The organism is Pseudomonas sp. SWRI68 (assembly GCF_014269165.1).
Classification (GTDB): Bacteria; Pseudomonadota; Gammaproteobacteria; order Pseudomonadales; family Pseudomonadaceae; genus Aquipseudomonas; species Aquipseudomonas capeferrum.
This window is the reverse complement of sequence record NZ_JABWRU010000005.1, coordinates 154,081-169,031: the sequence shown is the minus strand read 5'-3', so window position 1 is coordinate 169,031 and position 14,951 is coordinate 154,081. Positions and strand designations below refer to the sequence as shown.

Annotated in this window: 14 protein-coding genes; 3 read left to right on the top strand and 11 right to left on the bottom strand. The window is 63.7% G+C overall.

What is annotated here, in order from left to right; translation table 11 throughout:
* Positions 1–36: 36 nt before the first annotated feature.
* On the top strand, positions 37–666 hold the full coding sequence (locus HU770_RS10380) for a riboflavin synthase subunit alpha (protein ID WP_186663606.1): 630 nt from the start codon (positions 37–39) through the stop codon (positions 664–666).
* A 2-nt stretch (positions 667–668) separates the two neighbouring features.
* The gene (locus HU770_RS10375; RefSeq protein WP_033697545.1) at positions 669–1,370 is read left to right on the top strand and encodes a YoaK family protein; all 702 of its coding nucleotides are present in this window, start codon (positions 669–671) and stop codon (positions 1,368–1,370) included.
* Positions 1,371–1,425: 55 nt separating this feature from the next.
* Here the strand turns inward: HU770_RS10375 and HU770_RS10370 are convergent, their stop codons facing one another.
* The 9 genes from HU770_RS10370 to HU770_RS10330 form a co-directional block, all read right to left on the bottom strand.
* Positions 1,426–2,325: a LysR substrate-binding domain-containing protein gene (locus HU770_RS10370; protein ID WP_186663605.1), complete on the bottom strand. Its 900-nt coding sequence runs from the start codon at positions 2,323–2,325 to the stop codon at positions 1,426–1,428.
* A gap of 33 nt (positions 2,326–2,358) precedes the next feature.
* Entirely contained in the window at positions 2,359–3,861 is a 1,503-nt protein-coding gene (gene proP, locus HU770_RS10365; RefSeq protein ID WP_186660324.1) for a glycine betaine/L-proline transporter ProP, read from the bottom strand.
* 247 nt (positions 3,862–4,108) lie between these two features.
* A complete protein-coding gene (hemB, locus tag HU770_RS10360; RefSeq protein WP_033697542.1) occupies positions 4,109–5,083 on the bottom strand; it encodes a porphobilinogen synthase in 975 nt (324 codons plus the stop codon).
* A gap of 155 nt (positions 5,084–5,238) precedes the next feature.
* Entirely contained in the window at positions 5,239–6,072 is an 834-nt protein-coding gene (locus tag HU770_RS10355) for a transporter substrate-binding domain-containing protein (protein WP_033697541.1), read from the bottom strand.
* 34 nt (positions 6,073–6,106) lie between these two features.
* Positions 6,107–6,775, bottom strand: a complete 669-nt coding sequence (locus HU770_RS10350; protein WP_186663604.1) for an amino acid ABC transporter permease — start codon at positions 6,773–6,775, stop codon at positions 6,107–6,109.
* On the bottom strand, positions 6,772–7,413 hold the full coding sequence (locus HU770_RS10345) for an amino acid ABC transporter permease (protein ID WP_186663603.1): 642 nt from the start codon (positions 7,411–7,413) through the stop codon (positions 6,772–6,774). Before HU770_RS10345 ends, HU770_RS10350 begins: the two co-directional genes overlap by 4 nt.
* Positions 7,413–8,204 carry an amino acid ABC transporter ATP-binding protein gene (locus HU770_RS10340; RefSeq protein WP_186660443.1) on the bottom strand — a complete coding sequence of 264 codons (792 nt, stop codon included), beginning with the start codon at positions 8,202–8,204 and terminating at the stop codon, positions 7,413–7,415. Before HU770_RS10340 ends, HU770_RS10345 begins: the two co-directional genes overlap by 1 nt.
* Before the next feature lie 24 nt (positions 8,205–8,228).
* The gene (locus tag HU770_RS10335) at positions 8,229–9,539 is read right to left on the bottom strand and encodes a Xaa-Pro peptidase family protein (protein ID WP_186663602.1); all 1,311 of its coding nucleotides are present in this window, start codon (positions 9,537–9,539) and stop codon (positions 8,229–8,231) included.
* Between the two features lie 96 nt (positions 9,540–9,635).
* The gene (locus HU770_RS10330; protein ID WP_186660334.1) at positions 9,636–11,672 is read right to left on the bottom strand and encodes an NADH:flavin oxidoreductase; all 2,037 of its coding nucleotides are present in this window, start codon (positions 11,670–11,672) and stop codon (positions 9,636–9,638) included.
* Positions 11,673–11,798: 126 nt separating this feature from the next.
* Here HU770_RS10330 and HU770_RS10325 point away from each other — a divergent pair, with 126 nt between their 5' ends.
* Positions 11,799–12,440 (top strand): TetR/AcrR family transcriptional regulator, encoded by a 642-nt coding sequence (locus HU770_RS10325; protein ID WP_047583361.1) that lies wholly within the window; start codon positions 11,799–11,801, stop codon positions 12,438–12,440.
* A gap of 46 nt (positions 12,441–12,486) precedes the next feature.
* Here the strand turns inward: HU770_RS10325 and HU770_RS10320 are convergent, their stop codons facing one another.
* Both HU770_RS10320 and gabP read right to left on the bottom strand, forming a co-directional pair.
* Positions 12,487–13,380, bottom strand: coding sequence for a PA4780 family RIO1-like protein kinase (locus tag HU770_RS10320; protein ID WP_186660336.1), 894 nt, complete (start codon positions 13,378–13,380; stop codon positions 12,487–12,489).
* Positions 13,381–13,491: 111 nt separating this feature from the next.
* Positions 13,492–14,883 carry a GABA permease gene (gene gabP / locus HU770_RS10315; protein WP_033697528.1) on the bottom strand — a complete coding sequence of 464 codons (1,392 nt, stop codon included), beginning with the start codon at positions 14,881–14,883 and terminating at the stop codon, positions 13,492–13,494.
* Positions 14,884–14,951: the final 68 nt, after the last annotated feature.

Here is a 14,951-nt window from a genome sequence, read left to right as displayed (position 1 = left end):
GGTGACTTCATTTTCCCGTGCCCAGGAGCAACTTCCATGTACACCGGCATCGTCCAGGCCGTCCGCCCTCTGCTTGCGGTGAACACCTACCCAGGCCACAAGCAGTTCACCCTCGACCTCACCCCGGAGCTGCTCGACGAACTCAAGATCGGCGCCAGCGTCAGTGTCGAGGGGACCTGCTTGTCGGTTACCGAGATCGACGGCACCGAGGTGAAATTCGACGCCATGAACGCCACCCTGGAGCGCACCAACCTGCGCTGCTTGAAGGCTGGCCAGGGCGTGAACATCGAACGCTCGGCCAAGATGAACGCCGAGATCGGCGGCCACTTGATGGCGGGCCACATCGCCACCACCGCCGAGATCGTCGAGCTGTCGATCGAACCTACCGGTGCGTTCATCAAGTTCCGCATGCCGCCCGAGTGGGCCAAGTACGTGTTCCCCCGCGGGTTCCTTGGTGTGAACGGCTGCAGCCTGACCGTCGCTGATGTCGAAGACACCGTCATCACCATCAACCTGATCCCCGAAACCTTGCGCCAGACCACCTTCGCCAACTACCAGGCCGGTGAGCTGCTGAACATCGAAGTGGACCACCAGACCATGGTGTTGGTCGATGTGGTCGAACGCACCCTCAAGGGTACCCTGGCCCGCGAAAAGCTGTTGCCCTGAACATGCTGCCCAACGCGTTGACATCGCACAGTGCGCGGCGGCTGAAGCTGCGCAGCCTGCGAGGCCGGGTGGGCCTGGGGCTGGTGGCCGGGCTGTCGGTGCTGGCCGGCATGACCGATGCCATCGGCCTATTGGCCCTGGGCGACTTTGTTTCGTTCATGAGCGGCAACACCACCCGCCTGGCCGTCGCGATCAGTGAGGCGGATGCGGCCATGGTGCTGCGCCTGAGCGGGGCGGTACTCGGCTTCGTCGCCGGTAATGCACTGGGCGTGTTGCTGGCCCGCAGCTTCCGGCGCCGGGCCTGGCCGGTACTGCTGGTGGTCGCGGGGCTGCTGGGTGGCGCTGCGGCCTGGCCGCTGGCCGCGACCTTTCCGGCGTTGCTTGCGGCGACGCTGGCCATGGGCATGATCAATGCGGTGGTCGAGCAGGTGAATGGCCTGCCCATCGGCCTGACCTATGTCACCGGTGCCCTGTCCCGCTTCGGCCGCGGCCTGGGCCGCTGGGTGCTGGGCGAGCGGCGCAATGGCTGGCGGGTGCAGCTGGTGCCTTGGGCCGGCATGCTGCTGGGCGCCGCCCTTGGCGCCTGGCTGGAGCACCGCTTGGGCTTGCAGGCGCTGGCGGGCAGTTGCGCGCTGGCGTGCCTGCTGGCCCTGGTGACGCGGTTCATTCCGCGCTCATGGCAACTGGGCTACATGCCACGCTGATCAGATGCTGCGCGTGATACGGCCATCGACCTTGATGCAATAGACGATAGAAAAACTACTGACCAGATGCCTGCGCCTGTTGCAACAACCAGCTGCGCACCCTCTCCAGTGCTGGCGCTTGATAGGCATTGCGCGGCCAGACCAGGTAAAACGCCTGCTCCAGCACCAATTGCTGCTCGAACACCAAGGCCAACCGCCCTGCTTCAATGTCGTTGCGTACGAAGAAGTCGCTGGCCAAGGCGAGCCCCTGCCCGGCCACTGCAGCATTGATCGCCAACGATGTCTGGTTGAAGCGCACATTCTTGGCCCCAGCCAACAGCGGCTGCGCAAAGACCTCGCCGATAAAGGTTGGCCAGAAATTGTGCGCATCGTGCAGCAGCGCGAAGCGGTGCAAGTCGTCAAGGGAAGCCGGCTTGCCCAGTTGCGCTAGTAGCCCAGGGCTTGCCACGGCGACGATGCGTTGCTTGAGGAAAGGTTCGACATGCAAGGCCGGGCCGAACGGCGGGCGGCCGTAGCGCACCGCGATATCCACGCCCTCAGGGCGGAACTGCGAGAGGCGATCAGTGGCCAGTACCTGCAGGTCGATATCGGGGTGGTCATGGGCAAGTGACGCCAGCCGAGGGATCAGCCACTTCGCCGCAAAGGTGGGCGTAACGCTGACCGTCAGGTGGGACCCATCGGGGCGCAGCGCCTGGGTAGCCGAAGCGATCAAAGCGAACGCACTGCGGATATCGGCGCTGTAGCGCTGGCCGGCGCCGGTAAGGCTCAGGCCCCTGGGCAACCGTTCGAACAGTTTGACCCCAAGGTTCGCCTCCAGCCCGCGAACCTGCTGCGCCACCGCCGCCTGGCTTACCCCCAGCTCGTCCGCTGCCAGGCGGAAGTTGAGGTGGCGTGATACCACCTCGAACACCCGCAAGCCATTGAGTGGCGGTAGCGCCGAAAAGCCCTCGGCCATATAAATTATCTACTGAGTAAAGGGCCTTGTACCTTACTCGATACGCGGATGTTGCTGCACCAGCAATTTGCGTTTGGCCTCAAGCTCTGCAATCTGCGTGTCGATGTCTTCGATTTTCTGCTCGATGTTGTCGTGGTGCTCCTGCAGCAGCTCGCGTGCTTCCTCGATGTCAGACGCGGCAGGCGCCGCACCGCGCAGGGGTTTGTTGGCGGTTTCCTTCATGGTCAGGGCGGTGACCAGGCCGACGGCCGCAATCACCATCAGGTAGTAGGCCGGCATGTACAGGTTGCCCGTGCTTTCTACCAGCCAGGCGGCCAGGGTCGGGGTAAGGCCGGCGATCAGTACCGAGATGTTGAACGCGCTGGCCAGGGCGCTATAACGAATGTGCGTTGGGAACATCGCTGGCAATGTCGAGGCCATTACGCCGATGAAGAAGTTCAGCAGCACGGCAATGATCAGCAGCCCGGCGAAAATCAGCCCAAGCACGCCGCTGTTGATCAGCATGAAGGCTGGGATAGCCAGCGCGAACAGGCCGACACTGCCGACCATGATGAAAGGCCGGCGCCCGAACTTGTCACTGAGCAGCCCGATGATCGGCTGCACGAACAGCATGCCGACCATGATCGCGATGATGATCAGCACCCCGTGGTCTTCGCTGTAGTGCAGGTTGTGCGACAGGTAGCTGGGCATGTAGGTGAGCAGCATGTAGTACGTGACGTTGGTGGCGATCACCACGCCAACGCAGGTCACCAGGCTGCGCCAGTGCTGGGTGGCCACCTCTTTGAACGACACCTTGGGGCCGGAGGCCAGGCCTTCGCGGTCGCCTTGTTCGAGCTTTTCGACGTGCTGCTGGAATGCCGGTGTCTCTTCGAGCGCGTGGCGCAGGTAGAGGCCGATGATGCCCAGCGGCAAGGCCAGGAAGAACGGCAGGCGCCAGCCCCACTCAAGGAACTGCTCCTCGCCCAGCACGGTGGAAATCAACACCACCACGCCCGCACCGAGAACAAACCCTGCGATGGAGCCAAAATCCAGCCAACTGCCGAGGAAGCCGCGCTTGCGGTCGGGCGCGTACTCGGCGACGAAAATCGAAGCCCCGGTGTATTCACCGCCTACCGAGAAGCCCTGGGCCATCTTGGCCAGCAGCAACAGGATCGGCGCCCAGATGCCGATCGAGGCATAGGACGGTATCAGGCCGATGGCAAAGGTACTCAACGACATGATCACGATGGTGGCGGCGAGAATCTTCTGCCGGCCGAACTTGTCGCCCAGTGCCCCGAAGAACAACCCGCCCAGCGGGCGGATCAGGAAGGGTACCGAGAACGTGGCCAAGGCGGCGATCATCTGCACGCTGGGGTCGGCGTTGGGGAAGAACACCTTGCCGAGTGCGTAGGCGACGAAGCCATAGACGCCGAAGTCGAACCATTCCATCGCGTTACCCAAGGCGGCGGCGGTGATCGCTTTGCGCATCTTGGCGTCGTCGACGATGGTGATGTCTTTCAGGCCGATCGGTTTGACGCTTTTCTTGCGAGATTTCATGCTTATATCCCTGTCGCTGAATGCTCTATGGCATCAGAGACTAAGGGACACTAAATAATTCAGCGCTTAATGAATTTTTGTAGTTTCAGGGCGGGCTGGGGGCTTGTAGGAGCGGCCTTGCGTCGCGAAAGGGCTGCGTAGCGGCCCCAGGTTCTGTGGCGCAGCAAAAATCGCCGGGGCCGCTACGCGCCCCTTTCGCGACGCAAGGCCGCTCCTACAGGCCGCCCCCACAAGGCAGCCGGCCCTATCAGATACCTTCGCGCGCCAGGTCCATGGCGAAGTAGGTCAGGATCAGGTCGGCACCCGCCCGCTTGATGGCACCGATGCTTTCACGCATCACGCGCCCTTCATCGATGGCACCGGCCAGGCCGCCAAACTTGATCATCGCGTATTCACCACTGACCTGGTAGGCCGCCAGTGGCAGGCGCGAAGCAGCGCGGATGTCGGCGATCACGTCAAGGTAGGCGCCGGCCGGTTTGACCATCAGCACATCGGCCCCTTCCTGCTCGTCGAGCAACGATTCGCGCACGGCTTCGCGGCGGTTCATCGGGTTCATCTGGTAGCTCTTGCGGTCACCTTTGAGGGCGGTACCGCCAGCCTCGCGGAACGGGCCATAGAGCGACGAGGCGAATTTGGTCGAATAGGCCATGATTGCCGTGTCATGGAAGCCTGCGGCATCCAGCGCACCCCGAATCGCCTGGACCTGGCCGTCCATCGCCGCCGATGGCGCGATGAAGTCGGCGCCGGCGGCGGCCGCGATCACGGCCTGCTTGCCCAGGTTGACCAGGGTGGCGTCGTTGTCCACACCGTGGTCGTGCACCACACCGCAATGGCCGTGGCTGGTGTATTCGCAGAAGCAGGTGTCGGACATCACCACCATTTCCGGCACGGTGTCCTTGCAGATCCGCGCCATGCGCGCCACCAGGCCGTTTTCGTTCCAGGTGTCACTGCCGACCTCGTCCAGGTGGTGCGAGACGCCAAAGGTCATCACCGACTTGATGCCGGCACGGGCGTAGCGCTCGATTTCTTGCGCCAGCAGTTTTTCAGGGATGCGATTGACACCCGGCATGCTGGTGATCGGCACGAAATCATCGATGCCTTCTTCGACGAAGATCGGCAGGATCAGGTCTTCAAGGCGGAACTCGGTTTCCTGGAAGATCGAACGCAGGGATTCGTTCTGGCGCAAGCGACGAGGACGAACGGAGGGGAAACGGTTGGACATGACAGCTCCAGGGAATATGGACGGCGTACACCATATGCCTGTTGAGCCCCAGTGAAAAGGCTGAATGAAGAGATTGTGTCTTGCATCAAGGGTAATAGCCTGGATTAGTCGTGCCTCTTCGCGGGTAAACCCGGGAAGAGGCCGGTATAGGCACTTCACTCCACCAACCGCGGCGCCCCCACATCTGCCGCCTGCCGATCCAGCCCATGCGCCTCAAGTATGCGGGCAATCTCGCCACTGCCATGCAACGCCTGGATGTTGGCATCGAGCGCCTTGCCCAGTTCGACGTTGCTCAGCATGTAAGGGATGCTGGTCTGCCCCGGTTGCTCGGTCGCCTTGACCCGTGGATCCGGCTCGGACACTTTGATGCTGGCGCCCTTGTACGCCCCCTTCTGCTGCGAGGCGACGGCCACCGCATGGCTGTCGATGCCGGCCTCGATGCGCCCCGAGGCCAGGTCCTGGGCCATGGCCACCGGGTTGGGGTACAGCACCAGGTCGTCGCCCAGCACCGTCTTCAGGTCACTGACCCACAGGTAGCCCTGCACCGTCCCCACGCGCTTGCCCTCCAGCTCGCTGACCTTGGCATAGCCCTGGGGCGAGATGATGCCCATCACGTCCAGGTACAACGGCGCCGACAGCCCCAGCACCTTGCCGCGCTCCGCCGTGCGGTACCAGTCGCCAATGACCACGTCGGCACGGCGGGCCACCACCGACTGGATTGCCGCCGAGGGGTCGAGCACGCTGGCCTTGATGGTCAGGCACTCCCGGGCCGCGATCTGCTTGATGATCTCGCCATCAACGCCGCCCAGTGCCTGGCCGGTGCCAGGGATCGAGTACGGCGGGAAGACCCAGGCCGCGACGGTGAGCACACCAGGGGTCAGGGTTTCGAACGTGTGGGTGGGTTTGCACTCGGCCATGGCCTGGGCGCTGCCGACCAGGGCCAGGCACAGGCTCAGGCAACGGGTAACGCGCTTGAATGGTTTCATCACGGGTACCTTTCAGGAAGTGAATGTAAAAGCAGCATCAGCAAGCAGGTTGCACGCCGGGCGCCAAGCGTCGCTCCAGGGCAGCCACGCCCAGGCTGGCCGGCGCGCAGACTGCCGCGTACATCAGCCCGGCCAGCACCAGCACCGGCATGTACTGGAACGTCGAGGAGCCGATGGCCGAGGCGCGGCTGACGATCTCAGGCAAGGCGATGGTGAAACACAGCGAAGAAGCCTGGAACATCATGATCGAGAAGCCGAGCAACGACGGCAGCGCCACCCGCAAGGCCTGGGGCAGGATCACATAGCGCAGGGCATCGACCCGGTTCAGGCCAATCACATCAGCCGCCTCGTGCTGGCCACGGGCAACCGCCTCGATGCCGCCGCGGATGATCTCGCTGGTGTACGCCGCCGTGCAGTACGCCAACGCCAGCACGGCCGCCCAGAACGAGGTCAAGGTCAGGTTCACCGACGGCAGGCCGAAGTAGAAGTACTGCAACAGGATCAATGCCGGCGCACCCCGCCCCAGTTCGACGATGATCAACGTCGGGTAGCGTATGGCCTTGCCCCTGGCGACTACGCCCAGGGCCAGCAGCAGCCCCAGCGCGATGCCCAGCAGCAGGCTGACGGCGGTCACCTGCAACGACAGGACAAAGCCCTTCCATAACTCCGGAAACCACTGCGCCCACAGTGTCACCAGCGCGTTCATAGGCTGATCCTCCGTTGCAAGGTGCTCGACAACCAGCGCGAAGCCAGCGCCACCGGCACGCTGAGCACCAGGTACACCAGCGCAGCCGCGCTGTACACGCCCAGCCCCTGGAAGGTCTGCTGCGAAACCTGGTACGCCTGGAAGCTGATATCCGCGACACCCAGCGTCGACGCCACTGCAGAGTCCTTGAGCAGGCCGATGGCGTAGGTGGCCGCTGTCGGGATGGAAATGCGCACCAGCTGCGGCAACACCACATCGAAGAAACGCTGCGGCGCTGACAGGTTGAGCACATGGGCCGCTTCATACTGGCCATCGGGGATCGCCGCAAAGGCGCCCCGATAGACCTCGGCCATCTGCGCGGCGGTAATCAGGCCAAGGCCGACCACCGCTGCGACAAACGGCGACAACGTGACATAGCCGCCGCCAATGCCGAAAAAGATGAAGAACAGCCAGACGATCGGCGGGATCGAACGCAAGGTCAGCACCAGTGCCGCGCCCAATACCCGCAACGACGGCACCTGTGACATGCGCAGCGCGCACAGCGGGAACCCCAGCACCACACCGACGGCAAAGGCGCAGACGGTCACACCCACGGTCCACGGCACGCCCGTCAGCAGCATCATGAGGATATCGTTCATCAGCGGTTCCTCACGGCCTGGAGGAACTTGCTCACCCGTTCATGGCGTGGCTGGCGCATCACCTGGGCACTCGGGCCCTGTTCGATGATGCGGCCCTCGGCCATGACCACCACACGGTCGGAGACGGTCTCGGCAAAGTGCATTTCGTGGGTCACGACGATCATCGACATGCCCTCCCCGGCCAGCTCCTTCATCACCGCCAGCACCTCCAGGCCGAGCTCCGGGTCCAGTGCCGATGTCGGTTCATCGAACAGCATCAACTGCGGCTCCAGCGCCAAGGCGCGGGCGATGGCGATGCGTTGCTGCTGCCCGCCCGAACAGCGCGCCGGATAATGCCCGGCTTTGTCCGCCAGGCCCACGCGCTCCAGCAACTGCATCGAGCGCGCATCGGCCTCGCGCTCACTGCGCCCCAGGGTACGGACCTGCGCCAGGCTGACATTGCGTAGCACCGTCAGGTGCGGGAACAGGTTGAACGACTGGAACACCATGCCGATACGCCGGCGCAGTTTCAAAAGGTCCGCCCGCGCCATCGGCGTGGCGGCGTCGATGTCCAGCTCATCAAGGCGGATACGCCCACGCGTCGGCGGCTCAAGCTGATTGATGCAGCGCAACAAGGTGCTCTTGCCCGAGCCGCTGGGGCCAATGATGGCCACGACCTCGCCCTTGCTCATCTCGAAGTTGACGTCGTGCAGCACCTCGTATTTGCCAAACTGTTTGTAAAGCGCTTCCAGGCGCAGAAACGCAGGCTTCACTGCAGGCACTGGCGGCACCTGACGCAGGGGGATACTCATCGGGTTCATGTGCAGGCCCTCCCCTCAATAGCGGTCGTCGTCGACCAGCGGCGTGCTCGACAGCTTGACCGCACCCTGGGCGGTGATCAGCACCTGCTCTTCAAGCTTGACGCCCTCGCGCCCGCCTTGCTCGCCGATGTAGCTCTCGACCGAGACCACCATGTTCTCCTCGAACACGCCGTCGTAGCCCCATTCGGCAAAGTCCACGGCGTAGGCCACGCTGGGGTACTCGTCGACCAGGCCCACCCCGTGCAGCATCATCATGTAGCGGTTGTGCTCGAACCGCTGCGGCACCGGCCAGCAGTGCGCGGCGAACTCGCGGAATGAAAGCCCCGGGCGCAGCAGCTGGAGGTTATGGCTGACCTGCTGCGAGGCAATGTCGAGCAGCGCACGCTGGGCCCCGGTCACTGGTTTGCCAGGGCAGACGAAGCTGCGCGAGATGTCCGACAGGTAGCCGCCGGGGCCGACCATGTCGGTGTCGAAGCAGACCATCTCGCCCGCCTCGATGACTTTGTCGGTGGCGTCCTGGAACCACGGGTTGGTGCGCGGACCGGAGCTGAGCAGGCGGCTCTCGGCCCACTCGCCGCCCTGGGCCACGTTGGTGCCGTGGAGGATGCTCCACAGCTGGTTTTCGGTAATACCCGGCACCAGGCTGGCCCGCATGCGGGCGATGGCCAGGTCGCACACGGCCATGGACACCCGATGGCTGGCGATTTCCTCGGCGGACTTGATCAGCCGCGCCTGCTCCATCAACGGCTGGGCGTCGAACAGCGCGATGCCTTTGGCCTTGAGCTTCTCGGCCCCCCAAGGGTCGCAACGGTCAACCGCCAGGCGGCGATTGCCGCCACTGTGGCGCAGCATCAGCTCGGCCACTTCCGCCGCCCACAAGGCCGCCTTCTCATCGACCCTGGGGCCGGCCAGAAAGTACAACCAGGGCAGCGCCGGGCGGATCTCGTCGATGGTCTCGACGTGCTCGCTGTTGTGCCGGCTGCTGGTGAACTCGAACAGCACCACCGGCCCTTCCGTGGGCACGAACACATAACGGCTGGGCGAGTGCATCACCCACAGGCCAAGGTTGTTGGTGTCGGTGGCATAGCGGATGTTGATCGGGTCGGCGAGCAGAATGCCGCCATAGTCGTGCGCACGCAGTTGCTGGCGAATACGCTGCAGGCGGTATTCGCGCAGGGCCTTGCGGTCGATGGCGGCCTGGGCCGCGAGCAGGCCGCTGTCTACCGGTGCCAGGGCATGGCCGGTGACGCTGGCGTCGGTGCGAAACTGCAGGGATGACGGGGCGAGCAGGCAGGGCTGCTCGGTCGGTTGGGTACCGATGTGCATGGTTACACTCTCCACTGGATATCGTTGTCGTTGTTGGAGCCAGGGCAGTAACAGCGGGTGGTGCTGGGTTTATTGTTTTAAGGTGCAGCGTACCGATCAGAGGTCTTTCACCAGGCGCAGCGCGTCATAGATGGCCGCGTGGGTATTGCGCGAGGCCACCGCGTCGCCGATGCGAAACAGCTGGAAGCGCCCGTCGTTGCGCCGGGCCACGGTTTGCGGGCGGCCGGCAATGAGGTCCATGTACTCCACCGCCCCTTCATTGCTGGACAACGGGCACAGCTGGAAATACAGCTCGTCCAGCGGGCGGGTGCCATGGTTGACCACCACCTGGTCGACTTGCCGGGTCTGGCGCAGCTCGCTGTAGTCGGTGCCGATGCTGGCCAGCAGGCCGCCTTCGCCCTTGTGTACCGCCTTCAGCCGCCAGGTGACGGTGAAGGTCGTGTCCAGTTGCTGCAGGGTGCGCATGTAGGGCACCAGGTTCATGCCCATGACTTCTGGCGAGAAGGTTCGGTCGGGGGTCATGATCTCGGTGCGTGCGCCGCTTTGCGCAATGAACTCGGCGGCCTGCAGGGCGGCATGGTCCCCGGCATCGTCATACACCAGCACGTTGCGCCCAGGCTTCACGTCGCCGGAGATGATGTCCCAGCTCGACACCACCAGGTCGTTGCCGTGTTCCAGCACTTCGGTATGGGGAAGCCCACCGGTGGCGACGATGACCACATCGGCGGCCTCGTCGAGGATGATCTGGCTGTCGGCCCACACGTTGTAGTGGAAGGTCACGCCCAGGCGCTCGCACTGGGCCAGGCGCCAGTCGACGATGCTGATCATTTCCTTGCGCCGCTCGGACTGCGCGGTCAGGCGGATTTGCCCGCCGGCCTTGTCGGCCACCTCGTACACCACCACTTCATGGCCACGCTCGCCCGCCACCCGCGCCGCCTCCAGCCCTGCCGGGCCGGCACCGACGATGACCACCTTGCGCCGCACCGGCGCCTTGGCGATGTCGTGGGGCATGCTGGTTTCGCGCCCGGTGGCGGCGTTGTGAATACAGTAGGCGGCACCACCGTGGTAGATGCGGTCCAGGCAATAGTTGGCGCCGACACAGGGGCGGATCTGGTCTTCGCGGCCTTCGATGATCTTGCGCACGATGTGCGGGTCGGTCATGTGCGCGCGGGTCATGCCGACCATGTCCACCAGGCCTGCGGCGATGGCATGGCGGGCCGTGGCAACGTCCGGGATTTTCGCCGCATGGAAGGTCGGGAAGCCGGTCAGCGAACGGATCTCGCCAGCGAAGTCCAGGTGCGGGGCGTTGCGCATGCCCTGGATCGGGATGATGTCGGTAAGGCCTGCGTCGGTGGCGATATTGCCGCGTATCACGTTGAGAAAGTCGATCATCCCGCTGTTTTTGAGCAACTGCGAAATCTGCAGGCCTTCCTGCCGGGTCAAGCCGCCGGCCAACACTTCGTCGCCGGTGTAGCGGATACCGACGATGAACGCGTCGCCCACCCGCTGGCGAATCGCGGCGAGCACTTCGAAGGTGAAGCGCAGGCGGTTTTCCAGGGAGCCGCCGTAGACGTTCTGCAACTCGTTGGTCAGCGGTGACCAGAACTGGTCCATCAGGTGGCCGTAGGCCTGCAGCTCGATGCCGTCGAGCCCGGCGGCCTGCATGCGTTCGGCAGCGTCGGCGTAGTCCTTGATGATGCGCTCGATGTCCCAGATCTCCAGGCGCTTGGGGAAGGCCCGGTGCGCCGGCTCCTGGTTGTGCGACGGTGACACCACTGGCAACCAGTCGCCTTTGTCCCAGCGGGTACGCCGGCCCAGGTGGGTGAGCTGGATCATCACCGCCGCGCCATGCTCGTGGCACTCGTCGGTGAGGTCTTTCATCCAGCCGACCACCTCGTCCTTGTAGGCCAGCACGTTGTTGAACACTGGCGGGCTGTCTCGGGAAATGGCGGCGGAGCCGGCGGTCATGGTCATTGCCACGCCGGCCTTGGCGCGCTCGACATGGTAGGCACGGTACAGCTGCTTGGGCATGCCGTCTTCGGGGTAGGCCGGTTCGTGGGAGGTGGTGATGATGCGGTTGCGCAAGGTGAGGTGCTTGAGTTGGTACGGCTGAAGCAACGGGTCATTTGACATGATTGTTCTCGCGTTCAGGGCATCAGGCAAAAACGACATTAGCCCCCATGTACATAGGTGTCAATTAATTAGACACAGGTGTACATTGCGCTTGCCAGCCTGCCCTGGATACGAAAGAATGCGCCCATGAACATGACTTCGAAGACCCCAGAACTCGCCGCCCGCGGTTCGCTCGAAAGCTGGCTGAACGCCGCTTACGAAACCCTCAAGGAATCGGGGGTGGATGCTGTGCGGGTATTGCCGCTGGCGAAAAAACTCAACCTTGCCCGCACCAGTTTCTATTGGTACTTCGAGGACCGCGAGGCGTTGCTGGCAGCGCTGATCGAGCAGTGGAAGCGCAAGAACACCAGCAACCTGGTGAGCCATTCACAGGCGTATGCGGCGTCGATCAGCGAGGCGATACTCAATGTGTTCGATTGCTGGCTGAACAGCGAACTGTTCGATTCGCAGTTCGAATTCGCCATGCGCAGTTGGGCCCTGCAGTCGGAGCAGGTGGCCGCCGAGATCGTCGAGGCCGACGCCCTGCGCATGGAGGCCTTGAAACAGATGTTCGACCGCTTTGGCTTCAGCGAGGACGCCGCCGCCACGCGCGCCCGCTCGATCTACCTGGCGCAGATCGGCTACATCAGCATGAAGACCTACGAACCGCTGGCGCTGCGGATGCGCTTCATTCCAGAGTACCTGCGGATTTTCACCGGGGTAGAGCCTGAGGCCCATGAGCTGGAGCGGTTCTACCAGCGCAACGGGTTTGTGCCGCCAGCGAACTGAACCTCGCCAGCGCCACAGGGTTGGGCCGCCAGGCGGCCCCAATGGACTACTGCATCCAGGGCGGAGGGGGTTCTTCACCCTTGACCGGGCCACGCTCGGCGTCCGCCAAGGCGGCGCGGCGGCGGGCGTCATCGAACCGCGCGGCTTCGATTTCACGCAGCACGCCGTCCACGTCGGCTTGCTCGTCGTCGTCAGCGAACACGCCGGTCAACGGGCTGTCCGCTTTCAGTTCGCCCGCTTCGAACAACGCCCACATTTCCTGGGCATAGCGGGTGTCCTTGAGCTCCGGGGCGAAGCGGCCGAAGTAATGGGCCATGTTCGACACATCACGCTGCAACATGCTGAAGGCATGGTTGTTGCCGGCTGCATCCACCGCTTGTGGCAAGTCGATGATCACCGGGCCGTCAGGGCCGAGCAGCACGTTGAACTCGGAGAGGTCGCCGTGCACCAGCCCTGCGCAGAGCATCAGGACGATCTGGCGGATGACGAATGTGTGGAATTCGCGGGCTTCTTCGGCTTCCAGGTGCACATCGTTGAGGCGCGGGGCGGCGTCGCCGTCGGCGTCCGTCACCAGCTCCATCAACAGTACGCCATCCTGGAAATCGTAAGGCTTGGGCACCCGCACACCGGCGCTGGCCAGGCGGAACAGGGCCGCCACTTCAGCGTTCTGCCAAGCATCTTCGGCCTCTTTACGGCCGTACTTGGAGCCTTTGGCCATGGCGCGGGCCTGGCGGCTGTTACGTACCTTGCGGCCTTCCTGGTACTCGGCGGCCTGGCGGAAACTACGCTTGTTGGCCTCTTTGTAGACCTTGGCGCAGCGCACCTGGGTACCGCAGCGCACCACGTAGACCGCAGCTTCCTTGCCGCTCATCAGAGGTCGCAGTACTTCGTCGACCAGGCCGTCTTCGATCAGGGGTTCGATTCTTTTTGGAGTCTTCATCAGGCTTGAGTTCTGGGGTCCTGTGGCCGAGCCGTGGAGGTGGCGGCCATCCTCTCACAGCCTGATGGATCTTGCTCGTCTGAGATGCAACGTTCGTCTGTTACCGGCCGCCTAGGCGCCCTGCCCCACGGTGCTGCCTGGCGCCACCCGCGCCCGTCGGCGCGTGATCAGCAACCCCGAGCACACCACGAAGACCGCCAGCACCAGGGTGGAAACCACCTCAAGGCGATGGTCCGGGCGCAACAGCATCACCACCAGCACGCTGCTGATGAACAGGATCACCGCCCAGGTCAGCCATGGGAACAGCCACATGCGGTAGTTCAGTGTCTTGCCTTGCGCAGTCAGGCGCTTGCGCAGGCGCAGCTGGGAAATGGCAATCACCAGGTACACCAGCAAGGCGATGGCGCCGGAGCTTGCCATCAGGAAGCCAAACACCTTGGCCGGCACCAGGTAATTGGCGATCACCGCCAGAAACGCCGCACCGGTGGACAGCAGCACCGCGACAATCGGCGTACCGCTGCGGCTGGTCACTTGGGCACAGGCCGGCGCATCACCACGACGGCTCAGCGAATAGACCATGCGCGACGCGGTGTACAGCGACGAGTTCAGGCAGCTGGTGACCGAGGTCAGCACGACGAAGTCGATGATGGCCTTGGCATGCGGCACACCAAGCGTATCCAGCACCGTGACGTAGGAGCCCTCGGTGGCCAACCGCGGGTCGGTCCAGGGCACCAGCGCGATGACGATGAAGATCGACAGGATGTAGAACAGCGTGATCCGCCAGATCACCGAGTTGGTGGCCTTGGAGATATGCTTGCCCGCCTCGTCCGACTCGGCGGCGGCAATGGTCACCACCTCGGCCCCAAGGAACGAGAACATGGTGATCAGCATGGCACTGAGTACCGCGCCGAAGCCATTGGGCATGAAGCCGCCGGTGTCCCACAGGCGCGAAACACCGCTGACGCCGGCGCTGGGCAGCAGGCCGAAAATGGCGCAGGCGCCCAGAATAATGAAGGCGACGATGGCAATGACCTTGACCAGCGCCAGCCAGAACTCGAACTCGCCGTAGTTCTTCACGCTGAACAGGTTGGTGGCCGTCAGCAGCAGCGTGATCACCAACGACAGCACCCAGATTTCCATCTGCGGCACATAGGTGTTGATGATGGTGGCGGCAATGTTGGCCTCGATGGGGATGATCAGCACCCAGAACCACCAGTACAGCCAACCGATGGTATAGCCGGCCCACTTGCCGATGGCGAGGTCGGCATAGGTGGAAAACGAGCCGGTATCCGGTGAGGCGACCGCCATTTCGGCCAGCATGCGCATGACCAGCACCACCAGCCCACCGGCCAGGATATACGCGAGGATGGTGGCGGGCCCGGCCTCGGCGATGGCCCGACCGGAGCCGACGAACAGGCCGGCGCCGATCACCCCGGCGATGGACAACATGGTGACGTGCCGCGATTTCAACCCATGACTCAAATTGTTCTTGTCTGTTTGCATGGCCTTACCTTCTTGTTCTTGTCATGCCCGCGCTGCGCCGTCTAGCGAACACGGGCGCGAAAAAGCCC